This is a genomic window from Dickeya sp. Secpp 1600, assembly GCF_003049805.1.
GTDB lineage: Bacteria > Pseudomonadota > Gammaproteobacteria > Enterobacterales > Enterobacteriaceae > Dickeya > Dickeya fangzhongdai.
Genome location: NZ_CP023484.1, coordinates 15,930 through 41,262 on the forward strand (window position 1 = coordinate 15,930; position 25,333 = coordinate 41,262).

Sequence of the window (25,333 nt, forward strand, 5' to 3'; positions counted from 1 at the left end):
TGAAAATAAAAATATTATAAATCAGTTAATTAAATGAATTTATCTCCGTTCGGGAAAGGCTGGCACGGTTCTGGCAATACCATAGGGGTTGCACCACAGGAAGGGATGAATATCCGGCGATGGCTGGGGGAGCCGGTGGTTTTGTTCCCGGGTGTTTTATTAAAGGGATTAAAAAGAAAAGATGTTCAAGAACATAACAATAAGAAAAGGGCAGCTCGGTTTGCTCAGTAAAAACGACAATTTGCTCCAGGTGCTTGAAACTGGCGAGCACACACTGTTTTGTTGGCCGCACAAAATGACGGTGGCAATCATCGCGCAGGATGGCTCTATGGTTGAGACCGCTCTTGCTGACCATTTGCGTCAGTTTCATCCGCAATGGGTGACTCGTTACTGCCTGTCGGTAGATCTGGCTGATGATGAAATCGGTCTGCGTTATGACCGGAAACAATTGCAGGAAATTTTGCCGCCGGGTACCCGACGTTTGTACTGGCGGCGAGATGAGCAACAGCTTGTCGAGCGTGTTTCTGCGCATGAGGTTCAGGTACCGACAACATTATTGCCCGCGTTAATGCAGCCTGTGTTACGCAATAGGGCGGTCAAGGGCAATGAAGGTGTGCTACTGGCAGCCATTCCAGCATGGCACGTGGGGATTTTACATGTCGATGGGCAACCATTGACGTTGTTACCCCCGGATAATCATGGTTACTGGCGTTTCAATCGCCGTGTAAGTGTGGAGATCGTAGACACCCGTTTGCAGGCACAGGATATCGACGGTGTGGAAGTGTTAACCGCCGATCAAATCAATGTACGTCTGACTCTGGTGGCTACCTGGCGATACGGTGATGTTATGGCTGCGTTTTCACAGTTGGCTCAGCCAGAAGCACACTTGCGTTGCGCTTTGCAGGCTGCGCTTCACCGGGTGGTTGCTGCACACACGTTTTCTGAGTTGCTTGCCGGTAAACATACCGTTGGAGCGCAGGTCAGTGAGCAAATGGAACAACAACTGGCAGGCTATGGGCTGGATCTGGTATCGCTGACGGTGATGGATACCGAGGGATATAACGCTGCCTGGTAACAGCAGTGGCGTTAAATCTGATTAAAAGAATAACTCATTGGATTAAATAATAAATTTAAAGGATGTTTTACATAATGAATAACGATTACCGGATACTGGAAACGCCCCTGAGCGTGCCAATAAAAATGTGGACGCACGGTGTTCCGGTTGAACCTGAAGCCCGGGAGCAGTTACTCAATACGGCAAAAATGCCATTTATCTTCAAACATCTGGCGGTAATGCCGGATGTGCATCTGGGAAAAGGCTCCACGATTGGCAGCGTCATCCCCACATTGGGCGCCATCATCCCTGCTGCGGTCGGGGTGGATATCGGCTGCGGCATGATGGCGGTACGCACTTCGCTGGTGGCTGTCGATCTGCCGGATAATCTGTTCGGTATTCGCAGTGCTATCGAACAGGCTGTACCTCATGGGCGTAGCGTGAACCGCGGTGGGCGGGACAAAGGCGCATGGCATGAGCCGCCTCAGCGTGTCGATGCTCATTGGCAGCAACTGGACGCCGGGTTCAGACGTATGACGGATAAATATCCGTCATTGCTGAAAACCAACAATTACCATCATTTGGGCACGCTTGGGACCGGCAACCATTTCATTGAGCTATGTCTGGATGAAACAGATCGGGTGTGGGTGATGCTGCATAGCGGCTCCCGTGGTGTCGGTAACGCCATTGGTAACCTGTTTATCACGCTGGCGCAGCAGGATATGAAGCAGCACATTGCTAATTTACCCGATCGTAATTTGGCCTATTTTGCCGAAGGTAGCCGCCATTTCGATGACTATATGGCTGCGGTCGGCTGGGCGCAGGATTATGCGCGTCACAACCGTGAGGTAATGATGGAGCATGTGCTGCAAGCGCTGGCGAAAGCGATTCCTAAACCTTTTGCCGCCAGACAAGAAGCCGTGAATTGCCACCACAACTATGTGCAACAGGAACAGCATTTTGGTCAGTCGGTGCTGATAACGCGTAAGGGAGCGGTATCGGCTCACAAAGGACAGATGGGGATTATTCCCGGCTCGATGGGGGCCAAAAGTTTCATTGTGCGTGGTCTGGGTAATCACGAGAGTTTCTGCTCATGCAGTCATGGCGCAGGGCGCACCATGAGTCGAACGGCAGCGAAAAAACGTTTCACAGTGGAAGACCAGATCCGGGCAACCGCTCATGTCGAGTGCCGTAAGGATTGCGAGGTGATTGACGAAATACCTATGGCTTATAAGGACATCGACGCAGTCATGGCGGCACAGTCATCACTGGTCGAGATTGTTCACACGTTGCGGCAGGTGGTGTGTGTAAAAGGGTAATAGTGAGAAAAATATGGAAAACGAATCGGATGTAAGCCACGTGATGCGTGAGCGTGTCCGTGGCGTTCTGATGGATGTTGAGCAACAGTTTGGCGTACGTGTACTTTACGCCTGTGAATCGGGTAGCCGGGGGTGGGGATTTGCCTCACCGGACAGTGATTATGATGTGCGTTTTATCTATGTGCATCCGCCAGAGTGGTATTTGCGGGTTGAGCCGGCAAGGGATGTGATTGAACTGCCGATCGATGATGAACTGGATGTTAGTGGATGGGAATTGCGCAAGGCTCTGGGGTTACTTAAGCGAGCCAACCCGACATTGATGGAGTGGCTTGATTCGCCGGTGGTGTATCGTCAGGACGCCGAGGTGATGGCTCAGGTGCGGGCATTGGCATCGAACCACTTTTCACCGGGGCGCGCCCGTTACCATTATCTGTCGATGGCTCGAAAGAATTTTCGTGGATATTTGCAGGGGGAATCGGTACGACTGAAGAAATACTTCTATGTGCTAAGACCGATACTGGCTGTGCTATGGATTGAAGCGGATAAAGGGTGTCCGCCGATGCGCTTTGAGTCATTGCTGGCAGGTACGGTGACTGATCCCAATTTGCTGGCGGAAATTGCGCATCTGTTGCATATCAAACGCCAGTGCGGTGAAGCGGAATACGGTGCGCGCTTGCCGCACATTCATGCTTTTATCGAACGGCAACTGAATCGTGAGCGACCGTTGCTGGATGAGGCGTTAGCCAGGATGGACCTGGTATTGAACCAACTGCTGTTTGATACCGTTATGATGGCCTGACTGAGAGCGTAAAGCCGGTTACAACCGGCTTTACCTATCGCACCGATTTTCAAAACCGTTGCGAACCGCTGCGCATTTCTTCATACAATCCCGCTTTCTGTCTTTGCCGGATACCGATCGCTGGCGTTACACTTTTCTCCAGCGTTACACTTTTCGCTGGCGTTACATTTTTTTCGCCGGCGTTACACTGTGAGCCGTATTTCGCCATCGGCGCCAGCATCGGTGCGGCGGCGGGATACGGTCTATTTACCTTTATTGAACGTTTATCGAAAGCAAGCGTGGAGCCCTGATGACCAGACATTATGACTATCTCGCCATTGGTGGCGGCAGCGGCGGCATTGCCTCCATCAACCGTGCGGCCATGTATGGCAAGAAATGCGCGCTGATTGAAGCCAAATACCTGGGCGGTACCTGCGTCAATGTCGGGTGCGTGCCGAAGAAGGTGATGTGGCATGCCGCTCAGATTGCCGAGGCCATTCACCAGTACGGACCGGACTATGGCTTTGATGTCACCGTCAATCAGTTTAACTGGGACACGCTGCTGAAAAACCGCAGCGCCTACATCGACCGTATCCATCAGTCCTACAATAACGTGCTGGGGAAAAATCAGGTCGAGGTGATTCAGGGCTTTGCCCGTTTCGTGGATGCGAAAACGGTGGAAGTGAACGGCGAGCGCATCACCGCCGACCATATCCTGATCGCCACCGGCGGTCGGCCGACGTGCCCGGCGATTCCCGGTGCGGAATACGGCATTGATTCCGATGGTTTCTTTGCGCTGACGGCGTTGCCGCAGCGGGTGGCGGTGGTCGGCGCCGGTTATATCGCGGTGGAAATCGCCGGCGTGCTGAACGCGCTCGGCTCCGATGTGCACCTGTTTGTGCGCAAGCATGCGCCGCTGCGCCAGTTCGATCCGCTGATTGTGGACACGCTGGTGGAAGTGATGAATACCGAAGGCCCGGCGCTGCATACCGAGTCCATTCCCAACGCGGTGGTGAAAAACGCCGACGGCAGCCTGACGCTGCAGCTGGAAAGCGGGCATGAGCAAACCGTAGATTGCCTGATTTGGGCGATCGGCCGCGAACCGGCGAACGATAATATCAATCTGGACGCCGCAGGCGTGGCGCTCAACAGCAAAGGCTACATCGTGGTGGATAAGTTCCAGAACACCAGCGTGCCGGGCATTTACGCGGTGGGCGACAACACCGGCGCCGTTGAGCTGACGCCGGTCGCCGTGGCGGCAGGGCGCCGTCTGTCCGAGCGGTTGTTCAACAACAAGCCGGACGAGCATCTGGATTACAGCAATATCCCGACCGTGGTGTTCAGCCACCCGCCGATCGGCACCGTCGGGCTGACCGAGCCGCAGGCGCGCGAGCAGTACGGCGACGATCAGGTTAAGGTGTATAAGTCCGCGTTTACCGCCATGTACACCGCGGTGACGCAGCACCGTCAGCCGTGCCGCATGAAGCTGGTATGCGCGGGGCCGGAAGAGAAAATCGTCGGTATACACGGCATCGGCTTCGGCATGGATGAAATCCTGCAAGGCTTTGCGGTGGCGGTGAAGATGGGCGCGACCAAAAAAGACTTCGACAACACCGTGGCGATTCATCCAACGGCGGCGGAAGAGTTTGTCACCATGCGCTAACGCGCAGAACCGTGGTGTGCTTACGGTGGTGACGGCGTGATAGTACAACAACACGACGATCGCTACAGGGTGATAACGACGCGGTTAGCACTACGCAATGACAATCAGGGTGAGGTTATCCTCACCCTGATTTATTTGGGTCAGTAGTACTTCGATAGGTCAGTAATACCCCAGCAGATTCCACCACACCAGTCCGACCGCAAAGGTCAGCAGGACATTGACCGTCACCACGCATAAATTGATTTTGTAAAACCGCGGTCGTTCAAAATAGCCCTGGGCGAAATAAATCGGACCGGGGCCGCCGCCGTATTCGGTATTTCCCCACATCAGGTTGCTGAAAATACCAAAGCATATCGCTACCATGACGGGCGGGGCGCCTGCGGCAATCGCGGTGGCGGCAAAAGGCGCGTACAGCGCGGCGACATGGCCGGTCGCGGTGGCGAAAAGGTAATGGACGTAAATATAGATAAGCCCGAGCAGGATAAACGTGCCCATCGCGCCAAAGCCGTGAATGGCGCCGCCCATTTTAACCGTCATCCATTTGATGAAACCCAAATCGGACAGGCCGCCGGCCAGGCTGATGATCACGCTGAACCAGATGACGGTGTCCCAGGCGGCATGGTCTTTGAGCAGGGCTTTCCAGTCAACCGCGCGTGACGCAAACAGATAGGCGGCAAGGCCCAGCCCAACGGCGGTGGCCGATAGCCCGGTAGCCAAACTGGTGCCCCAGCCAATCAGCGCCAGCAGAAATCCCAGCGCGACTTTCTTCTCGGCGGACGTCATGGCGCCCAGCTCGGCGAGCGCCTGTTTTCCCATCTGTTTTGCTTCCGGGGTGCGCTTTAATTCGGGGTTTAACAGCTTGTATACCAGCAGCGGCATCAGGCAGAAACACACCATCGCCGGCACCACCGCGGCAACGAACCAGCTTCCCCAGGTGATTTCCACATTCAGCGACGATTTCGCCAGGCTGCCCACCAGCGGATTCGCCGCCATGCCGGTCAGAAAAATGGCGCCGGTTATCGGGGTGAACTGAAAGCAAACCATGATCAGGAAATCGCCGATTTTTTTCCCTGACTCGCCCGGTGTGGAACCTAATACTTCGTTGATGGAGCGCACGATGGGGAAAATAATCCCCCCTGATCGAGCGGTAACCGATGGCATGGCGGGCGCCATAATCAGGTCGGAAACCCCTAATGAGTAGGCGATGCCCAGACTGCTGCCGCCAAATAACGACAGCATTTTATAGGCGATTCTTTTTCCAAGACCGGAGGTGACAAATCCCAGCGAAAGAATATACGCGCAAAATATTAGCCATACCGTTCCGCTGGAGAAGCCGGCCAGCGCTTTTGCTTCCGGTAATGTGTTGGTGAAAATAACAACGCATAACGCAATCAGCATAACGGCGCCGGAGGGCAACGGCTGGGTTAATATTGCCGCAATGGTGGCGAGAAAAATGGCAAACATATGCCATGCCTGAGGCGTTAATCCTTCGGGTACAGGGGAAAACCAGATTATGGTTCCCAGTAACAGGGGAACCATAAAGGCGATTATCGATTTTCCCTTAGATGAATCAGATGACATGATCATCTCCTCAATCTTACGGGTTATTGATTTTCTGGGGGATTATTGCCGTTTGGCCGATTTTTCCAGTACCTGGTCGACCATTTCCGGTGCAATGCCGAGATAGTTGACCGGGTCTGTTAACCGTTCGATTAATGCCGGTTCAAGACGACTGGATACCTGAGGCATGGCGTTCAGTACGTCGGCCAGGCGTCCTCCCTGCGTATTGACGATGCGGCAGGCGTCGTAAACCACGTCGTGCGCATCCTGCCGGCCCATGTAAGGCGCCAGACCCATCATCACGGCTTCCGCCACGATCAGCCCCTTGGTCATGTCGAGGTTTTTCGCCATCGCCTGTTCGTCGACAATCAGACCGCTGAGCATGAATTTGGCCTGATTGAGCGCGCCGGCGGCCAGCACAAAACTTTCCGGGATCGCAATCCACTCCGCGTGCCACGGGCCGGTGGCGCGTTCCAGATCCTGTACCATCGCGTCCAGCATTAAGCCGGCGTGTTGGCGCACGCCTTTGGCGCAGGCGAGCATCAGTTCGCTGGAGATCGGATTGCGTTTTTGCGGCATGGTGCTGCTGGCGCCGCGGCCTTTGACGAAGGGCTCATACAGTTCGCCAAACTCGTTGGAGGCCATCAGCATGACGTCATAGGCGATTTTCCCCAGCGAGCCGGTGATGACCGCCAGCAAGTTCACCGCTTCGGCGAAGCCGTCGCGCGCCACATGCCAGGTTGAGGTCGGCACGCCCAGTTTCAGCTCTGCCATCATCGCTTTCTGCACCGCCAGACCTTTGTCTCCCAGCGAAGCCAGCGTACCGGCGGCGCCGGCGAACTCGCCGACCAGAATTCGCGGGCGAGCCTGCTCAAGGCGCTCGGCGTGGCGGTCAAACATATCCAGCCAGATAGCGGCCTTGTAGCCGAAAGTGATGGGCAACGCCTGTTGCAGATGGGTTCTGCCCGCCATCGGCGTATCGCGGTAGCGCAGCGCCAGATCGGCGAGAATTTTGCGCAGTGATTTGATATCCGCGTCGATCAGGTCGAAGGCGTCGCGGATTTGCAACACCACCGCCGTATCCATGATGTCCTGGGTGGTCGCGCCCCAGTGTACGTAGCCGCCGGAGGCCCCGGCCTGCTTCGAGATCTGATGGACCAGCGGTAAAATCGGGTAGCCGACGATTTCGGTTTCATGCCGCAGGAGGTCGAAATCAAGCGTGTCGGCGTTACAGGTTTTGGCGATCTCTTCCGCCGCTTCCTGCGGGATGACGCCGCAACGTGCTTCGGCTTTCGCCAGCGCGATCTCCACCTCAACGTATTTGCGGATCAGTTCATGATCGTCAAAGATGGCGCGCATTTCCGGCGTGCCGAACGAGTCCCTGAACAGAATAGAATCAAGAACATTCGATGCCATAGTGAACCCTCCCGGGTCTGATTTAGTGATAGACTGACCGATAGCAACGGTCTTGGTACGGTATGTCCGCGACGACCGACAATGGTGATGAAAATGTCCGGACATATTTCAAATGTACGGACATTTATAGCGAGCATAAATGGCTAGCGGAAGTGTTTACTCACTGCTTTGTGATAATGATCATTAATTTTTGAAGAATGTATCCTTATGAAAGAGTCCCTCTATAAGCGCATTGCCCGAGAGCTGGCGCAGGATATTGTTTCCGGCAAGTACCCCGCCGGCGCGCTTTTCCCGACCGAAAAGGCGCTCTGCGAGGTGTATCAGGCCAGCCGGCATACCGTGCGGGAAGCGCTGCGCGAGCTGACCGAACAGGGTCTGATCTCAAGACGCAAAGGCGCCGGGACCCACGTCACCGATGCCAGAGAAGGGAACACGAATCACCCGCTGGCAAACCTGGAAGATTTGCTGGCGCTGGCGCGGAATAATTTGCGGGTGGTGAAAAAGATTGATGAGATCGTCGCCGATTATGAATTGTCGCAAGTCATCGGTTGCCCGCCGGGGTCGCGCTGGCTGCATATCGCGAGTATTCGGGAAGACAGCATAAAGCCGGACGCGCCGATTTGCTGGACGGACAGCTATGCCAGCGTTGCCTACGACAAGGTCAGACGTCTGGTGCGCAGCGACCCGTTTTCGTTGATCAGCGATTTGATCGAAAATCACTATGGCGTGAAAAGCAAGGAAGTGCACCAGACCATTACCGCGGTTGGCGTGCCGGCCAAAATCGCCAAAAAGCTAGGGGTGGAAGCAGGGTCGCCGGCGTTGAAAATCATACGGCGCTATGTGGATCGCAACGGCGAGACCTTTGAAACCACCATCTCCATTCATCCCGCCGGGCGATATACCTGTTCGATCGTCCTGAAACACCACGATGGGAACAGCTAGGCCGGCGGCGTTTTTTACCCGCCCTGATAACGCCCCGGCTTATGCCAGTTCATCAGCATGGCGTTCATCGCCAGCGCGCTGAGCGCCGACCACAGCAGCAGGTGAACGGGCATGGTGATCATCGATACGGCGAACACCAGCACATCCAGCAGCATCTGGCTTTTGCCGGCGTTGATGTTGAAACGTTTGTAGAGCCACAGGGTGACGACGCCGGTGCCGCCGACCGAGGCATTATGGCGCGCCAGCGAGAGGATGCCCATGCCGAGAAAGGTGCCGCCCACCAAGGCGGAAAACAGCGGGTGGATGTAATTGATGCTCAGCAGGTAGGGCACCGCCTGAGTGGCGGCGCTCAGGGCGATGTTGACGATCAGCGTTTTCAGCGTAAAGGCGCGCCCCATGCTGAAGTAGCAGAAAACCATGAACGGGATGTTGGCAAGGATAAACAGTACGCCGATCGACAGCGGAACAAAGTAGGAAAGCAGTAAAGCGATGCCGGCGATCCCGCCGGTGACCATACCGGACAGTTTCAGCATGTTCAGGCCGAAGGCGATAAACATCACCCCCAGCATCAGGCCATACACGTCGTCTTTCAGGGTGTGAGCCAGCCCCGGCTTCTGGCCGGTTTCCGCTGTCTTGGGTAGCACGACAGACTCTTTCAGCACGGGTGTTGCCCTCTCAGCGCGATCTTGTCTGATTTAGCCATAAGAAATGCATATATTTGCGTCTTTCATGACTGAACATTCATTTATGGCGCTCAAGTTAACATTGATCACGGAGTGACTTTTAACTAAAAGAAAAGCCATTTATCCATTAAATTAGGGATAATCACCCATCGTAATGGCATAAATAGAGACTTTCACTCATGAAGATCGACCGCATCGACGCACAGATTTTGAATGAGCTACAGCAGGATGCGCGGCTGAAAACCACCGAGCTGGCCGAACGGGTATGCCTGTCGGCCACGCCCTGCACCCGGCGGCTGAAGCAGTTGGAAGACGCAGGCATGATCGACCGCTATGTGACGCTGCTGGATCAGGAAAAGGCCGGGTTTCCGGTGAACGCTTACATTTCGCTGACGCTGGAGCCGAAGTCGGAAGCCACCTTCCGCAAATTCGAACAGCAGATCGCCACCTTCGACGAAGTGATGGAGTGCCACCTGATGTCCGGCAGCCACGATTTCATGCTGCGGGTGGTGGCCGCCAGCCTGTCGGATTTCGAGAAATTCTTGCAGAAGAAACTGATCAAAATCGAAGGACTGCGCGATGTGCAGTCCTCGTTTTCACTGCGGCGGCTGATTCACAAAACCGCGCTGCCGGTTAAGGCGACGGTGTGACGTCAGGCGGCGAATTCGCCGCTGGCGACCAGAAAATCGATCAACGCGGTCAGCGTTTTCAGGTCGTCAAAGGCGATGTTGTGAAACAGCGCGATGCGTAACTGATTGCGCCCCAGCGCCCGGTAGCCTTCGATGCCGTGCGCCAGCCCTTGTTCATCCAGATAGCGGGTCAGCTTGTCCACGGAAATCGTATCCGCCACGTCGATGGCGGCGACGGTGGTGGAGCGAAACGCCGGGTCGGCCACATAGGCGGACAGATAATCCCGGTCGGCGGCCCACTGATACAGCAACGCCGCTTTAGCGGCGGCCTGACGTTCCACCTCGGCGAAGCCCAGCGCGTTCATGCGTTTGACCTGCTCGGCGAACAGGAAAAGCGTCACCACCGCCGGAGTATTGTAAGTCTGCTGCTGTTCGCTGTTGCTCAGCGCCAGCCGCCAGTCGGCGAACGCCGGGATATAGCGGTTGGGATCGGCGGCGATCTCGGCGATCCGCGCTTTGGCCTGCGGCGACAAAATAGCGACAAACAACCCGCCTTCACTGGCGAACACCTTCTGCGGCGAGAAGAAGAACACATCCACGCGGGACAGGTCGCAGGCGATTTGCCCCGCGCCGCTGGTGGCGTCTACCGCCAGCAGGCAATCCTCGCCGACTTCGGGCAAACGGGTGTTCATCACCCCGGTGGAGGTTTCGTTCAGCGTACAGGCCACCACGTCCGCGCCTTCCGTCACAAACGCGGTGTTTGCCTGGCCGTATTCCACCGCGGCGTTGTCCGCCTGAATCCACGGAATCCGGCGCGAGGCTTTGAACCATTTGTCGGAGAACTCGCCGCAGGTGTGGTGGACGATGCGCTTTCTGACCAGTCCGAGGCCGACCATGTCGAACAGCGCGGTGGCGCCGCCGTTCCCCAGCACAATGCTGTAGTCGTCCGGCACCGACAGGTAATCCCGCAGGCCCTGCTGAATCTCGCGGCACAGCGCGCGCACCGGCTCCTTGCGGTGGCTGGTGCCCAGCAGATGCGGCCCTTTGTCTTTCAGTTGCGTCAGATCGTCAAGCTGAATCAACGACGGGCCGCAGCCAAAACGGGGGTCGGCTGGAATCAGTGCTTCAGGAAGGGTTATCGCCACACGTCTCTCCTCGGGTTCTGTATTGTTTTCATGATGTTGTTGCTATGAGAATACGCAGGATGGAGGAAAAGCGGTACGACTATTTCAACGTAATAGCACGGTGGCGTTGGTGCTGAAAGCAGGCATGATAGGGAAATACGATACCAAAATGTTAATTATCTGTTTGCAAAAAACGCATTTTGTTATAACAATAATAACGGTAATGTTATTGGCAGGGGCGATGGTGGTTGTCGCCAGTCGTTATATTGATTTTTTCCCAAAAAATAATGTTTTCAAAGAGAATCGCTTTTTCCAAAAGAATAAATTATTGCAAACTGAATTATTTCTCAATGCCTAAACGGTTGGCTATGTGATCACCAGGAAAGGGTATTTCAATGTGAAGTATCGTCGGTCTGCTATCGTTATTTTTTTCATGTGATCGTATTTTTATCTTTTCACGTTAGTCGAACGTTTATTGTCGCCAGATTTAATCTGGTATTAAAAATACCGAATTCATCCATGAAGAGAAATAATGGTCAGCAGCCTGACGTGACTTTGCATCGCTGAAAACACGGTGATCACGGAGGTAATATGGATATATCAGTAACCGAACTGGCGTTATTCCCGGCAGAAGAGCGTTCGCGCTGGACGGACTGGCGCTGGCAGCAGAAAAACGCGATCCGGGACGAGCCGGCATTACGGGCGGCCTGCGGCGGCTGGAGCGAGGAGGTGGCGCAACACATCGTCCATAATCTCAAAGACCGCAAAATGCAGATCACGCCGTATTATGCCGACCTGATACGACAAGCCGCGTACACGGATATCGTCGATAATCCGCTGTGGCGCCAGGTGGTGCCGTTTTGGCATGATGACGGCGTAACCGGTTACGACGGCGAATCAGAAAACTGGGAATTGTCGCATGAAATGAAAACGCCGATTTGTCAGCACAAATATGACAATCGGGTTATTTTACGGATGGTCAATACCTGTAATTCCTACTGCCAGTTCTGCTTTGAAGCGCTGCGAACGTTAAAGGTCGATTCGGAAAAAGAGAATGCCGGGCGAAAAGCCTTTCAGGATTCGCTGGATTATATTCGAAATACCCCCGAGGTGGAGGAAGTTATTCTCAGCGGCGGCGATCCGATGATGCTGACGGACGCCAAACTGGATGAGTGTCTGGGGGCGATCCGTAATATCCGTGATTCCCTGTTGATTCGTATTCATTCCCGTTCGCTGACCTTCAACCCTTACCGTATTACCGATAATCTGCTGGATATTCTCCGGCGGCACCGCGTTAATGCCTTCGGGGTTCACGTTTGTCATCCGCTGGAATTGAGCGGCGCATTCCGCGATGCGGTAACACGTATTCAGCAGGTGGTGCCGATTGTGTTTTCCAATATGCCGTTGCTGCGCGGCGTGAATGACAATGAGGAAACGCTCAGAAGTTTGTTTATCGAATTATACCGCATGGGGGTCAAGCCCTATTATTTATACCACTTTATGCCGTTTTCGCCGGGCGCTTCGGAATACAAGGCATCGATTCGCGACGCCATCGCCATCATGAATCGGCTGAAACGCCGGGTATCCAATATTGCGCTGCCGGAGTACGTGCTGCCTCACGCCAAAGGGAAATTCACCGTACCGTTGCTCAGCGGCGTGGAAGAGATGCCGCAGTTTGAAGACATCGACGGAACGCGTTTTTACCGTTTCACCAACTGGCAGGGCGATGTGTGCCGCTGGCAGGACAGCTAACGGCGACACAGGGAGAACCGGCATGAAACCCGAAGCGATTTTGTTTGTTGATGTCAACGATACCGCGGTGCCCGTCTATACCTACCGCGAGCCGCACTTCGCCGCCGCGCGCCGCCGGGGGCTGGCGTGCCTGACGGCGGCGTGGCGCGGTCACCGGCAACCTCAGCGGCTGGAGGCGGACAGCGACGAGGTGTTTTGGCTGCCGACGCTCTCGGTGGCGTCGCTGGATACGCTGCTGCGGCAACTGGCCGAGCGTTATCAGGTGCGGGCGGTGTTGTGTCACGCCGGCCACGCCTCGCCGCTGGGGCAGATGGGGTGTCTGGTGGCGGAGCTGTGTCAGCGTCACGGCCTGGTCTACAGCGCGGCGCAGGCGGTAGACCGGTGTAATAACAAGTTCCTGATGCGTCAGGCGCTGGCGCGGGCCGGCGTCCGGTCCGTGGCGTATGCGCTGTGCCATGATGAAGCCGAATTGCAGCGCGAGGCCGAACGGGTCGGCTACCCGCTGATCGCCAAACCGCCCTACGGGGCGGCTTCCGCCTTTATCCGCAAATGCCTCGACTGGCCGCAGCTGCGGGCCTATTACCGCACCTTTCTCGAACAGTACGATCGGGCGTCCGTCGCCAGTTTCTATGGCGAATCGCACCATTTCACCGATCTTGACGGGCATTCACACCACTATGTGCCCGGCTGTTCGGTTCTGCTGGAGTCCTACATCGACGGCGTTGAAGGCAGTGTGGAGTGCGTGGCGACAGCGCAGGCGGTTTTTCCGGTGCTGATTAATGAAAAACTGTTGCTGACCACGCAAGACACTACGGTGCTGGAAAACCTGCTGATTACGCCGCCGGTCGCCTTCTCCGACGTGCAGCAGCAACAGATTCGGGAATACGCCGTCGCCTGCCTGCAGGCGGTGGGGCTGACTTACGCCGTGGCGCATGTCGAGTTCCGTATGACGGCGTCGGGGCCGGTGGTTATCGAGGTCAATCCGCGGTTGGGCGGGCTGTACGTGAACGCGGCGTTTCAGGATATCGCTGGGCTGGACCCTTACGATCTGTACCTGTCTTTGCTGCTGGCGGAGGAAGGGATTGAGGCGTCGGTGCGCACGGCCTGCGAGCGCGTCGCCCATCACCGGCAACACTATTCGATGTTCGCGATTTATCCTCCCGCCAGCGGCTATTTCAACGGTTTTGATGGTCTGCCGTGGGTCGAGCGTCACCCGGCGGTACTGGCGTTCGGCCATTATCCGGTGGGGCATTACGTGGATGCCGATATCGAAGAGCATTACCTGTTTAAAGGGTGGGCCCGCGTCGCGTCGGCGCAAGACGCGCAGGCGTTGTACGACGCGTTGCAGCACCACCTCCGCCCAATGATCGACCCGATGCCGCCCGCCGTCGCCGACGGCGTATCGCCCGCGCCTGTCGCGATGCGTTAAATCAGGAAAACCGCTATGAATACAGACAGGATTGTTGAGCAACTGGCGCGGCAGGATTATTGCCATTTTGCCGCCAGCCGGGAATGGATCGCCGTGGAGCCGGAGGAAGAAAAGACCTTCAAAGCCTACTGGGATAATCTGGCCGAGGATGAAAACTTCAAAAACTACACCTGCCGCGAACGGCGGATTTTGCGGTTTTTCCACCAGCCTGGCCGACCGCTGCAACTGAATACCGACGCGGATTACCGCTCCACGGTGAAATACGACATCGACTACAAACCGGGGCCGAACCACCTGCAGTATGCCGAAGAGGGGTTTATCCGCCACCCGCTGTTACAGCGCATCGTGGCGACGGATATCGCGATGATGCGACCCTGGATGGCGGCCGATCAGCAATATGCCGTCGATATTCATCAGTTCCGGGTCAGGGCGGAAAAAGGGCACAGCAGCCCGACCACCTCCGGCATTCATCAGGACGGCATGGCGTGGATTTGCATGCATTTCATTCAGAGTGTGGACACGCAGCCGGTGGTGTCTGAAATTTTCACCTCGGCGCAGGAAGCATCCCCACCGTTGCTGGCAACGGCGATGAGCCGGTTTCTGGAGACGCTGATTGTGAATGACAAAAAGCTGTACCACCGCGCCGGGCCGGTTCGACCGGCAGCGACGGCGGAGTCAGCCTACCGGGATTTATTGCTGGTGACGTTTCGGCCGGCGTAGGAACGTTAACAGGGAACACCACAGGGAAAACAAAAGGTAATCCGTCATGGCTGAGTATCATGATATCGACATGGGACAATCCCGGCGCAATGCCGGGTTGATCATTGCCGCGCGTTTTATTTCCGATTTTGGCGCGTTTCTGAATATGGTGGCGCTGTCCACCTACGTTTATCTGCTGAGCAACAGCGTGGTGAGCGTCAGTATTTTTCTGGCCTGCCGGGTGGCGGGCGGTCTGCTGGCGAGCCTGATCGGTACGCCGTTTTTCCGCCGCTTTCAGGGACGCGCCTCGCTGGTCGGCTTCGACCTGCTGCGGGCGGCGCTGCTTTCGCTGCTGCTGGTGTTGCCGCCGGCGTGGCAGCTGCCGTTATTGCCGGTGATCGCGCTGGGCGTAGGGGGCGGGAACGCCATGTTCGCGATTGGGCTCAACAGCCAGTTGCCCTACTGGGTGGAGAGTTCGATGCGGCTCGGCACCAACGCCTGGCTGACTTCGGTGGCGGCCAGCGGCGCGGTGCTGGGCAGCCTGGTGTCGGGCCTGCTGGTCGCCGGTTTTGGCTACCCGGTGGTGTTTGCGCTGAACGTGGCGACCTATCTGGCGGCCGCGCTGTTGATTCTGCCGCTGCGCATGGTGGAAAAGCCGCAGCCGCGGGTAAGTCAGCGCGATCGGCTCAGCGAATGGCGTCAACTGAAAGAAGGGCTGCGCGGCGCGCCGATGCTGGCGGGCATGTTGATCGTCAGTATGGCGGACACGCTTGGCAGCGCCGCGCATAACGTGGGTTTCCCGGTGTTGTCCGCACTGATTTCTCCCGACAGCGCCAGTAAGACCATGGGGTTGATGCTGGCGCTGTGGGCGGTGGGTAAATTCGCCGGCGCGCGGGTCAGCGGTTTTCTGCTCAGACAAGGGCGGCGCCGGGCGATGGAGCGGGCTTTTTTCATCGGCGTGGCGCTGATGTCCACCGGTTTTATTCTGACCTTCCAGCAGACCGGGCTGATGTGGCTGCTGGTGTTTGTGGTGTGGGCGGGCATTGGCGATGGCGTGGCGGAGGTCAGCCTGATTTCCCGCGCGCAGAGCGAACCGGAATCTTTGCGTCTGCCTATTTTCAGCCTGCTGACGTTGATGCAGATGACCGGGTTCGGTATCGGCATGCTGGTGGTGGCGCCGTTTTATGTGTGGTGGACGCCTGCGGCGGTGATTGTGCTGTTCCACGGTTTGCCGCTGACTATGCTGCTGGTGGTGCAAGGGTGGGCTTATCGTTATGGGCAACGTGCTCAGGTCGCCAAAGGCGATGTTGCGAAACAGCGCGATGCGTAACGGGTCGCGCCTCAGCGCACGTTCACCGTTGACGCCGTGACGCCATGCGGGCTGTGTACCGACTGGCCTGTTTACAGAATGGATTGTTTAACGAATAGCTTGTTTAACGAATAGCTTGTTTACCGACTGGCTTGTTTACTGAATGGATTGTGTACCGGCTGAGCATTCCGTTGCCATGCCCCCCGACGCTGGGGAGGTGCCGGTACATGGTGATAGACGGGATGTCATGTCACCGGCATTCACCCGTCAGCGTCGGTAAGAGGTATCAAGCCATCAAATGACGTTCTTGTCGCGCAGGGCCGCCACGGCTGTGCTGTCATAGCCCAGTTCACGCAGAACCTCGTCGGTATGCTCGCCGTGCAGAGGGGATCGGGTGATATCCACCGGGCTGTCGGACATTTTTATCGGCATGCCAACGGTGGTGTACCTGCCGCGCATTGGATGATCAACCTCGACGATGGTGCCGCTGGCGCGCAGGGCATCGTCTCTGGCGATCTCTTTCATTGAAAGCACCGGGCCGCAGGGGATGTCGTAATGGTTGAGAATTTCCATCACCTCGAATTTGTTCTTGGTCATGGTCCACTGTTCGATGCGCTGAAAGATGGCGTTGAGTCTGGGCAGGCGGGCCGCGGGGGTGCTGAAACGCTCGTCCTCGATCCAGCTGTGTTCGCCGATCAGGTTGCATATCGCCGGCCAGACCGCCGCCTGAGCGATGAAATAGAGGTAGGCGTTGTGGTCGGTTTCCCACCCTTTGCATTTGAGGATAGAACCCGGCTGGCCCCCACCCGAAGCATTGCCTGCGCGCGGCACCGCGTCGCCAATGTGACCATCCGGGAATGGCGGATATTCGTCCAATACGCCGGTGCGTTCCAGCCGTTGCTGGTCACGCAGTTTGACCCGGCATAGATTGAGCACGGCGTCTTGCATCGACACCGAGACTTTTTGTCCGCGCCCCGTGGTATGACGCTGGAAAAGCGCGGAGACAATACCCAGCGCCAGGTGCAAGCCTGAGCCTGAATCGCCGATCTGCGCGCCGGTAACAATCGGCGGGCCATCGTTGAAGCCGGTGGTTGACGCCGCGCCGCCGGCACATTGCGCCACATTCTCGTAGGATTTGCAGTCCTCGTAACGACCTGGCCCGAAGCCCTTGACCGAGGCGAGGATCAGGCGTGGATTGGTGGCGTGGATGTGCTGCCAGGTCAGCCCCATGCGGTCCAGCGCGCCGGGAGCAAAGTTCTCAACCAGTACGTCACAGCGCCTGATCAGGCTATCCAGTACCTGCAGGCCTTCGGGCGTCTTGGTATTGAGGGTGACGGCGCGTTTGTTGTGGTTCAGCATAGTAAAATACAAACTGTCCACGCCGGGAATGTCGCATAATTGCTTGCGTGTCGCGTCACCCTCGCCGACGCGTTCGATCTTGATAACGTCTGCGCCCATCCAGGCGAGTAACTGGGTGCAGCTCGGGCCAGACTGAACATGGGTAAAATCGATAATTCTGATCCCGTCTAATGCCTTGCTCATGATGATTCTCCTCGACTCTAATTCACCTCGACGTGATTCACCGCTCTTCATCCTTCCTCGGTCTGTTTGCCCTGAGCGTCAGTGGCGACGGTCAGGGCGTGTCGTCAGTCGACTTTTTAGGGCGGTTTATGTCGGTCGCTTTGCTTGCTGTTCTGCCTCAGCCAGACGCTTGCGCAACGTGCGTTCTTCGTTGAAGCGCGTCGTGTCGTCACGGATGACGGCGGCGATGGAGGCTGGCTGCCCCGCCTCCCCAGGCAGCAAGGCCACGGTGAAGGCGATGGAAATCGTGCCGCCGTCACGCGTCAGGGCCGGTACGTGAAGTAACGAAGTGCCGTACCGGGTGGTGCCGCTGTGCATGGTTTGGTGGTAGCCAGACCAGTGCCGCTGGCGCTGCCGCTCGGGAATAATGATGTCGAGCGAGGCGCCCAGCGCCTCGCCCTGGGTGAAGCCGAACAGACGTTCGGCTGCGGGGTTCCAGGCGGTGATGATGCCGTCGGCATCGCAAATAATCACGGCATCACCCACCGCTGAGAGGAACTGCTGTAGCGTGAGCGCCATCGTGCTTACACCGCTTTGGCTGTGTGAATGAGCGCTATCTGCTCTGTCGAGTAGCCCAGTTCCGCCAGCACGTCGTCGGTATGCTCGCCGAGCAGCGGCGAGGCGGTAATCTCAGGTTTGAGCGCCGAGAACTTGATCGGGCAGCCGACGGTCCAATAGCTTCCGCGCACTTTGTGCGGCACTTCGACGATGGAGCCGCTTTTACGCAGCGATTCGTCGTGCAGCAGTTCCTTCATCGACATCACCGGCGCACAGGGGATGCCGAACTTACCGAAGTATTCCACCGCGTCGAATTTGTTTTTACCGGTCCTCAGAATGAAACTTTCAATGGCGCCGAAAATATCCATGATGTGCGGCTGGCGCGCCTTCGGGGTGGTATAGGCCGGGTCTTCCCGCCACTCTGGGCGCTCTATCGCATCGCAAATCGGCGTCCAGACCAGGTCCTGTACCGTGAAGTAGATGTAGGCATTGGGGTCGGTCTCCCAGCCTTTGCACTTGAGGATCCAGCCGGGCTGGCCGCCGCCGCCGGCATTCCCGCCGCGCGGTACCACGTCGGAGAACGGTTCATGCGGATACTGCGGGTACTCTTCCAGATAGCCGACTTTGTCCAGACGCAGTTGATCGCGCATTTTGACGCGGCAGAGGTTGAGCACGGCGTCCTGCATGGCGCAGGCGACTTTCTGCCCTTTGCCGGTTTTCTGGCGACCGATATAGGCAGTCAGGATACCGATGGCTAAATGCATACCGGTATTGCTGTCGCCTAACGCGGCGGCTGAAATGGTCGGTACGGCATTCTCACCCTTCCACCAGCCGGTGGTTGACGCCGCCCCACCTGCGCATTGCGCCACGTTTTCATAGGCTCGCAGGTGTTCGTAGTGGTGGCCTTCGCTGAAGCCTTTGACAGAGGCAAGGATCATGCGGGGGTTCAGTTCCTGAATGTGCTCCCAGGTAAACCCCATGCGATCCAGCGCGCCGGGGCCGAAGTTTTCCACCATCACGTCACATTCTTTGATCAGTCGGGTCAGCACTTCCTTGCCCTCGGGCTTTTTGGTATCCAGTGTGAGTGAGCGCTTGTTGCTGTTGAGCATGGTGAAATACAGGGCGTCCGCATCCGGGATGTCGCGTAATTGGTTACGGGTGATGTCGCCTGAACCCGGACGTTCGATTTTGATCACGTCTGCGCCGAACCACGCCAGCATTTGTGTACATGCCGGGCCAGCCTGAACGTGGGTGAAGTCGATGATTTTGACGCCGGCCAAAGGCAGATCTTTTTTGTTATTCATAGAACTATCTCCATTTTATGTATGAACGACCAAAGCGATTATTTTTTGATTGCTTTGGCTGGGTTCAGGTTGGTAATGCGGCCACTTTCGGTACCGACCGTCTCGTCGATGACGGCATTGATAAGGGTTGGCTTACCGGAGGCAACGGCTTCATTCATGGCGCGATGCAGTTCATCCGTGGTGGTGACATGCACGCCCACGCCGCCAAAAGCCTGCATCATCATTTCGTAGCGTGCGTCTTTGACGAACACGGTGGGCGCCATGTCATCGCCGCCAGAGGCATTGGTGTCGGTCCCTTTGTAAATGCCGTTGTTGTTGAACACGACAATGCAGACGGGCAGGTGGTAACGGCAGATCGTTTCAACTTCCATACCGCTGAAACCGAAGGCGGAATCGCCCTCAATGGCGATGACGGGTTTGCCCGTCACCACCGCGCCTGCGACGGCAAAGCCCATGCCGATGCCCATCACCCCCCAGGTGCCGACATCCAGACGTTTGCGCGGCAGGTACATGTCCACGATGCTGCGGCCAAAATCCAGCGTGTTGGCGCCTTCGCTGACGACGATGGCTTCTGGGTTGTCCTTTACGATCGCTTTCACTACGCTCAATGCGCTATGGAAGTTCATCGGTGATGGGCGGGCGGCCAACATGTCAGCCATCTTGTTGATGTTTTTGGCTCTGCGTTCTGCGATAACGCCGGTCCAGTCATTCGAGGGTTTGGCCCAGTCGTTGCCGATGCCGTTCAACAAGGCGGTGACGCAAGAGCTGACATCACCGATAAGCGGCGCATCGATAGCGACGTTGCTGTCGATTTCAGTCGGTGCGATATCGATCTGGATAAATTTCTTCGGCCCGTTTTCCTGCCCCCAGGTCTTGCCTTTACCGTGTGAGAGCAACCAGTTCAGACGAGCGCCGATCAGCAGCACCACATCCGCTTCTTTCAATACATAGGAGCGTGTGGCGGCGGCTGAGAGTTCATGCGTATCCGGCAGCAAGCCTTTAGCCATCGACATCGGCAGATAAGGGATGCCGGTTTTTTCGACTAAGGCGCGAATCTCGGCATCGGCACGGGCGTAGGCGGCCCCTTTGCCCAGCAGAATCAGCGGTTTTTGGGCTTTTTTGAGCAGTTCAAGCGCACGGGCTACTGCATCTGGCGCGGGGAGCTGGCGAGGCGCTGGGTCTACAACCTTGATTAACGATTTGCGCCCGGCATCCAGCGGTAGGGTTTGTGAGAACAGTTTAGCCGGCAGATCCAGATAGACCCCGCCGGGGCGTCCGGAGACGGCTGCACGGATGGCGCGGGCGATACCAACGCCGATGTCTTCGGCCCGTAATACGCGGAAGGCGGCCTTACACAGCGGTTTGGCGATGGCCAACTGATCCATTTCTTCGTAATCGCCTTGCTGCAAATCGACGATTTCACGCTCGCTGGAACCACTGATCAGGATCATCGGGAAACAGTTGGTCGTCGCGTTGGCGAGAGCGGTCAGGCCGTTCAGAAAGCCCGGGGCGGAAACCGTCATACAGATACCGGGTTTGGCGGTGAGGAAACCGGCCGCCGCCGCCGCGTTACCGGCGTGCTGCTCATGCCGGAAAGAAATCACCCGCAATCCTTCCGCCTGGGCCATACGCAGCAGATCGGTAATCGGGATGCCGGGTAAGCCGAAGAGGGTGTCGATATCGTTGAGCTTGAGTGCATCCAGAAAGAGGTGAAATCCATCAATCAGTGTTGTTTTTTCTGATACGGCCTCAACGGTAGTATCAATTTCGGTAATAGAAGACATAAGACCTCGCTTTAATTTCCAATGTCATTAGTTTCTGTAATAAATTTAAATTGTTAGTGTGTGGTTATTAGCATTCCATTCGTTTCCTTCCAGACGGGCGGATGTTTCCAAAGTGGAATGAGAATGAGCCCGGAAAGTAACGCCATGACGGAAGAGGTAATAATGGTGAAGGGGTGTCCATAGGTGGAGATTAAATAGGCGGAGAGTACACCGCCATAAATCCCGCCTATCCCTTTGGCTGAGGCATACAGCATGCCGTAGTTGGAGCCGGAAGCGACTTCGCCGTAGTAATAACCCACGATTGACGCAAACAGGGAATATAATGCGCCCCAGAAGAATATCGAGATAATACAGCTGCTGATAAATCCTGTTGCGCTGCCCGCTTCTGCAAGAAACAGCGCGATAAGAGAAAACAATCCGCACAGGATATAAAAGATAGTCATGGTCTTATCGATGCCGATTTTATCTGCAATCCAACCGCCGACAACCCGGCTAAGACCGCTCGTAATTGCCATTCCTACGGTGACTACCGTGCCTGCCGTCAGACTAAAGTGGAACGCTGACGCAAACTTGATGCTATTTGAAATAAACGTTAAACCAGATGCAGATACCAAAACGAAAGAGGCAATTAACACCCAGAATTGCCAGGTGTGCATTGCTTCTCCCATACTGTATTGCTTCTCACAAGGGCGTTTTACTACGGTATGTTTTGTTGCCGATGATGGGGTGAAATTACACCAGCCTTTCGGTGGGTCTTTCATTAACAGACCTGTAATAATAATAACGCCGGAGATAACCGCTGCCATAATAAAAATGACATTAAAAAAGATATTATCTGGGGCATCTTCCGGAATATTTCGAATGGGGAAAATAAAAGGCAATGCTCCCCAGGAGAAAGCGGCAGAGATAAGACCTATGGTGATGTTCCTGTGATCGGGGAACCATTTGTTGCAGGTGGTTATCGCCGCGTTGTAGACAAATCCGCAGAAAAAACAGCCAATACACCAGACCGTGAGCACGATGTTATACGACAGTACCTGCCCAAATGCGCAAACCAGCAGCCCGATGCCTGAAAAGATACCGGCAACGACAGACACGGCCTTGGGTCCAAACTTGTCACGAAAAATCCCGCCGGGCAGGGTGCCGAATGCCTGAAAAATAACGAACATGCTGAACATTAGCGATATTTTTGTCGGTTCCCAGCTATACATCTTTGCAAAATGCGGCGCAATGACTGACCAGGCGTACTCATAAGGGCTAATAACGGACATTGCCAGAAAAGCCAATGCAAAAAGCCACCATCGATTAAAACCGAGTATTTCCTTATCCGTTCGATTCTGCACATCTATTTTTTCACTCATAATACACTCTCCTGACTTCGAGAATTTGAAAATAAGAGTTGGAATGAAACATGAAGTGAATAATGTGGCCATAATAATGGCCACTTATTCACGACGTGTTTTACTTAATTTATCTGTTTGTGATTTATTTTGTTTGCAGGTGTGTTGATTGTCTTACTTACCTCCAGTGGTTTACTTATTCAAACGATATGGTTTCACTCGATGGCTGTATTTATGTCTGATGAGTTATTTTTCACCTGGCTAATTGATTCTGTTTTTAAGTATTTTCCCTTGTTACATGCGGCTCCTGCTGATTTTAAAAAAATCACGATATGTTTCTGGATACAGATGGTTACGATTTTAAAATCGAGAATGATTAAAATCCTGCTTATACAATTCATCAGAATTACACGATCCATCAGGATTACACAATCTATCAGGATTACACAATCCATCAGACATGGACTGACTGTGCGATTCAATGTTGTCGACGACAAGGCAACATGAAACATTGTTGTTACCAATTAATAACTATTCATTTTTTATTTACACTGACTGTCGCCTCTTTTAATAAATTCAACTCGTTTCTTTGGTCATTTTGATAACTGACTCATTGTTGCCAGAATAAAATTGCGCTTCGCTCTGTTTCTGGTATTTATTAATAACCACAAGACTCTAAATGTGGAAATGTTTTTTTTTAATCTATCGATGACTTAAAATCATGAATATTTCAAATATATCGTTAAGACAGTTACGTATTTTTTTAGCGGTTGCGGAGCATCATGGCTTTAGTCGCGCAGGCAACATGATTTCCCTGACGCAATCAGCCATGAGTCACAGTATCGGTGAACTGGAAAATGAACTTGGGATCAGATTATTTAAGCGCACGACCCGGGAGGTGTTGTTGACGCAAGAGGGGGCCGAGCTGTCGGAAGAACTCCGCCGTGTGCTGGGTGAGCTGGAAACCACACTGTGTAATGTCCAGAGCAGAGGAGAACGGCGCCGTGGACTGGTGCATGTGGCGACCAGTCCGACGATTTCGGCAGGAATCATGCCTGATTGCATCGCGCAGATTGTTGAGAATTATCCACAGATCAATCTGATAATCCATGATCAGGTACAACAGCAGGCAATGCAGATGGTATTGAACGGTGAAGTTGATTTTGGCGTGATTATCGAACCCTCCGTACCGTCCGACCTGTACACGGAGACATTTATGGAGGAACCATTTTGTCTGGTATTGCCTGAGAACCACCAGATTGCACGTCTGAAACAGGTGACATGGCGTGATCTACAGAATCAAGAAATGGTGTTACTTGACTATGCCTCAGGTAGCCGCCCCTTAATCGACAATGCATTAATTCGTCATGGCGTCACGCCGCATGTCATTCAGGAACTTGGGCATGTCACTACAATATTTCGCATTTTACAGTCGGGTATCGGGGTTTCGGTCATCCCGCAACTGGCGTTATCTTCCCTTGAATGCTCTGGTCTGGCCGTACGTCAGTTATGGCCAATCGAGAACCGGCGATTGCAGTTGGTACGCCGTCGTAATCATTCGCTCTCCACTGCGGCAACCGCAGTATGGACGTTAATTCAGACGCTGTGTCAGGCCTAAGTTTTTACCGGCCTTAGCCAACGGGCTCATGCCGTATACATAAAACAGATTGACGATGAGCAGCAGAGGCGGCTAACCCGCTTTGCCATCAGTCATTCGCCGGTTGATACTTTTCACGTTTCCAGAATAACGGATCTGACCATGTTGAGAGCCAGGAGCGAGTCAGACCGGCTATTTGCAATATTTCATTGCGCCAATATCAGGGAAGGTAAACACATCAGGCGGGTAAGCATTTTATTCGCGAGGTCACAGGCGGCGCCGATTTCGCTGCCGGCATGACCATTGCTGCGGTTGCTGTGTGATGCAAGAGTGGACTTTATCGTTGTTGTCGGCGTTGTTCAGGTGAGCGGTCTGGTGGGATGATAAACCCTCATCATGATCAAAAGGAGTAACACCGTGTCAGCGCAATGGGAGAAAAAGGACTATCAGGTCTCGACGGATTCGCAGCGGCTCGATCTGGACATCATTCATGGCTATCTCACCACCTCCAGTTGGGCAGCGGGCATCGACCGGGAAACGGTCGCGTTGTCTGTCGCCAACAGCCTGTGTTTCGGGCTGTATCATCAGGGCCGCCAGATTGGCTTTGCCCGCATGGTGACCGATTTCGCCACCTTCGGCTATCTGTGCGATGTATTTGTGCTGCCCGCGCATCAGGGCGCCGGGCTGGGCCGTTTTCTGGTGGAGTGCACGGTCAACCACCCGCGATTGCAGCGCCTGCGCCGTCAGTTGCTGCTCACCTCTACCGCGCCGTGGCTGTATCAAAAAGTGGGCTACGAGCCCGTCAATCGTCAGGATTACGCCTGGACGTTTGTCCGCAAGGATATCTACAGCACCGGGACGGCAGGCTGAGA

23 protein-coding genes are annotated in these 25,333 nt (G+C 55.1%); 13 read left to right on the plus strand and 10 right to left on the minus strand.

Annotation, left to right across the window (positions count from 1 at the left end):
- The first annotated feature begins 181 nt into the window (after positions 1-181).
- The 3 genes from CPA59_RS00070 to CPA59_RS00080 all read left to right on the plus strand — a co-directional run bounded on the left by CPA59_RS00070 (position 182) and on the right by CPA59_RS00080 (position 3,172).
- Positions 182-1,075, plus strand: a complete 894-nt coding sequence (locus CPA59_RS00070; RefSeq protein ID WP_107758462.1) for an SPFH domain-containing protein — start codon at positions 182-184, stop codon at positions 1,073-1,075.
- Between the two features lie 74 nt (positions 1,076-1,149).
- Positions 1,150-2,373: an RtcB family protein gene (locus CPA59_RS00075; protein ID WP_107758463.1), complete on the plus strand. Its 1,224-nt coding sequence runs from the start codon at positions 1,150-1,152 to the stop codon at positions 2,371-2,373.
- A gap of 13 nt (positions 2,374-2,386) precedes the next feature.
- The gene (locus tag CPA59_RS00080; RefSeq protein WP_038920688.1) at positions 2,387-3,172 is read left to right on the plus strand and encodes a nucleotidyltransferase domain-containing protein; all 786 of its coding nucleotides are present in this window, start codon (positions 2,387-2,389) and stop codon (positions 3,170-3,172) included.
- A 49-nt stretch (positions 3,173-3,221) separates the two neighbouring features.
- On the opposite strand, the gene CPA59_RS22785 is transcribed toward CPA59_RS00080, so the two are convergent.
- Positions 3,222-3,473, minus strand: coding sequence for a hypothetical protein (locus CPA59_RS22785; protein ID WP_159077916.1), 252 nt, complete (start codon positions 3,471-3,473; stop codon positions 3,222-3,224).
- Between CPA59_RS22785 and gorA the strand changes: the two genes are divergently transcribed.
- A complete protein-coding gene (gene gorA, locus CPA59_RS00085; RefSeq protein ID WP_107758464.1) occupies positions 3,462-4,814 on the plus strand; it encodes a glutathione-disulfide reductase in 1,353 nt (450 codons plus the stop codon). The two genes, CPA59_RS22785 and gorA, sit on opposite strands and share 12 nt — an antisense overlap.
- Before the next feature lie 159 nt (positions 4,815-4,973).
- On the opposite strand, the gene CPA59_RS00090 is transcribed toward gorA, so the two are convergent.
- Together CPA59_RS00090 and CPA59_RS00095 are read right to left on the minus strand one after the other, a co-directional pair.
- The gene (locus CPA59_RS00090) at positions 4,974-6,395 is read right to left on the minus strand and encodes a DASS family sodium-coupled anion symporter (RefSeq protein ID WP_049855475.1); all 1,422 of its coding nucleotides are present in this window, start codon (positions 6,393-6,395) and stop codon (positions 4,974-4,976) included.
- Between the two features lie 42 nt (positions 6,396-6,437).
- Complete coding sequence (locus tag CPA59_RS00095; protein WP_038663885.1) at positions 6,438-7,790, minus strand: adenylosuccinate lyase family protein; 1,353 nt, start codon at positions 7,788-7,790, stop codon at positions 6,438-6,440.
- A gap of 207 nt (positions 7,791-7,997) precedes the next feature.
- Here CPA59_RS00095 and CPA59_RS00100 point away from each other — a divergent pair, with 207 nt between their 5' ends.
- On the plus strand, positions 7,998-8,732 hold the full coding sequence (locus CPA59_RS00100) for a GntR family transcriptional regulator (RefSeq protein ID WP_107758465.1): 735 nt from the start codon (positions 7,998-8,000) through the stop codon (positions 8,730-8,732).
- Between the two features lie 14 nt (positions 8,733-8,746).
- On the opposite strand, the gene CPA59_RS00105 is transcribed toward CPA59_RS00100, so the two are convergent.
- A complete protein-coding gene (locus tag CPA59_RS00105) occupies positions 8,747-9,376 on the minus strand; it encodes a YitT family protein (RefSeq protein WP_225622622.1) in 630 nt (209 codons plus the stop codon).
- Between the two features lie 218 nt (positions 9,377-9,594).
- Here CPA59_RS00105 and CPA59_RS00110 point away from each other — a divergent pair, with 218 nt between their 5' ends.
- A complete protein-coding gene (locus tag CPA59_RS00110; RefSeq protein ID WP_012767803.1) occupies positions 9,595-10,065 on the plus strand; it encodes an Lrp/AsnC family transcriptional regulator in 471 nt (156 codons plus the stop codon).
- Positions 10,066-10,067: 2 nt separating this feature from the next.
- On the opposite strand, the gene CPA59_RS00115 is transcribed toward CPA59_RS00110, so the two are convergent.
- On the minus strand, positions 10,068-11,189 hold the full coding sequence (locus CPA59_RS00115; RefSeq protein WP_107758466.1) for an aminotransferase class V-fold PLP-dependent enzyme: 1,122 nt from the start codon (positions 11,187-11,189) through the stop codon (positions 10,068-10,070).
- A 109-nt stretch (positions 11,190-11,298) separates the two neighbouring features.
- Between CPA59_RS00115 and CPA59_RS00120 the strand changes: the two genes are divergently transcribed.
- From CPA59_RS00120 to CPA59_RS00140, 5 genes are all read left to right on the plus strand, one after another.
- Positions 11,299-11,526: a hypothetical protein gene (locus CPA59_RS00120; protein WP_159077917.1), complete on the plus strand. Its 228-nt coding sequence runs from the start codon at positions 11,299-11,301 to the stop codon at positions 11,524-11,526.
- 233 nt (positions 11,527-11,759) lie between these two features.
- A complete protein-coding gene (locus CPA59_RS00125) occupies positions 11,760-12,920 on the plus strand; it encodes a KamA family radical SAM protein (protein ID WP_100848622.1) in 1,161 nt (386 codons plus the stop codon).
- A 22-nt stretch (positions 12,921-12,942) separates the two neighbouring features.
- The gene (locus tag CPA59_RS00130; protein ID WP_107758468.1) at positions 12,943-14,349 is read left to right on the plus strand and encodes an acetyl-CoA carboxylase biotin carboxylase subunit family protein; all 1,407 of its coding nucleotides are present in this window, start codon (positions 12,943-12,945) and stop codon (positions 14,347-14,349) included.
- 15 nt (positions 14,350-14,364) lie between these two features.
- On the plus strand, positions 14,365-15,069 hold the full coding sequence (locus CPA59_RS00135; protein WP_038663863.1) for a 2OG-Fe dioxygenase family protein: 705 nt from the start codon (positions 14,365-14,367) through the stop codon (positions 15,067-15,069).
- Between the two features lie 46 nt (positions 15,070-15,115).
- Positions 15,116-16,378: an MFS transporter gene (locus CPA59_RS00140; RefSeq protein WP_107758469.1), complete on the plus strand. Its 1,263-nt coding sequence runs from the start codon at positions 15,116-15,118 to the stop codon at positions 16,376-16,378.
- A 273-nt stretch (positions 16,379-16,651) separates the two neighbouring features.
- On the opposite strand, the gene frc (CPA59_RS00145) is transcribed toward CPA59_RS00140, so the two are convergent.
- From frc (CPA59_RS00145) to CPA59_RS00165, 5 genes are all read right to left on the minus strand, one after another.
- The gene (frc, locus tag CPA59_RS00145) at positions 16,652-17,899 is read right to left on the minus strand and encodes a formyl-CoA transferase (RefSeq protein WP_107758470.1); all 1,248 of its coding nucleotides are present in this window, start codon (positions 17,897-17,899) and stop codon (positions 16,652-16,654) included.
- Positions 17,900-18,025: 126 nt separating this feature from the next.
- Positions 18,026-18,457, minus strand: coding sequence for a PAS sensor domain-containing protein (locus CPA59_RS00150; RefSeq protein ID WP_038920673.1), 432 nt, complete (start codon positions 18,455-18,457; stop codon positions 18,026-18,028).
- A gap of 5 nt (positions 18,458-18,462) precedes the next feature.
- On the minus strand, positions 18,463-19,740 hold the full coding sequence (gene frc / locus CPA59_RS00155; RefSeq protein ID WP_107758471.1) for a formyl-CoA transferase: 1,278 nt from the start codon (positions 19,738-19,740) through the stop codon (positions 18,463-18,465).
- Between the two features lie 38 nt (positions 19,741-19,778).
- A complete protein-coding gene (gene oxc, locus CPA59_RS00160; protein ID WP_107758472.1) occupies positions 19,779-21,524 on the minus strand; it encodes an oxalyl-CoA decarboxylase in 1,746 nt (581 codons plus the stop codon).
- 53 nt (positions 21,525-21,577) lie between these two features.
- Complete coding sequence (locus CPA59_RS00165; RefSeq protein WP_038920669.1) at positions 21,578-22,885, minus strand: MFS transporter; 1,308 nt, start codon at positions 22,883-22,885, stop codon at positions 21,578-21,580.
- 700 nt (positions 22,886-23,585) lie between these two features.
- Here CPA59_RS00165 and CPA59_RS00175 point away from each other — a divergent pair.
- Both CPA59_RS00175 and CPA59_RS00180 read left to right on the plus strand, forming a co-directional pair.
- Complete coding sequence (locus CPA59_RS00175; protein ID WP_107758474.1) at positions 23,586-24,482, plus strand: LysR family transcriptional regulator; 897 nt, start codon at positions 23,586-23,588, stop codon at positions 24,480-24,482.
- Positions 24,483-24,878: 396 nt separating this feature from the next.
- Entirely contained in the window at positions 24,879-25,331 is a 453-nt protein-coding gene (locus CPA59_RS00180) for a GNAT family N-acetyltransferase (RefSeq protein ID WP_084682755.1), read from the plus strand.
- The last annotated feature ends 2 nt before the right edge of the window (positions 25,332-25,333 follow it).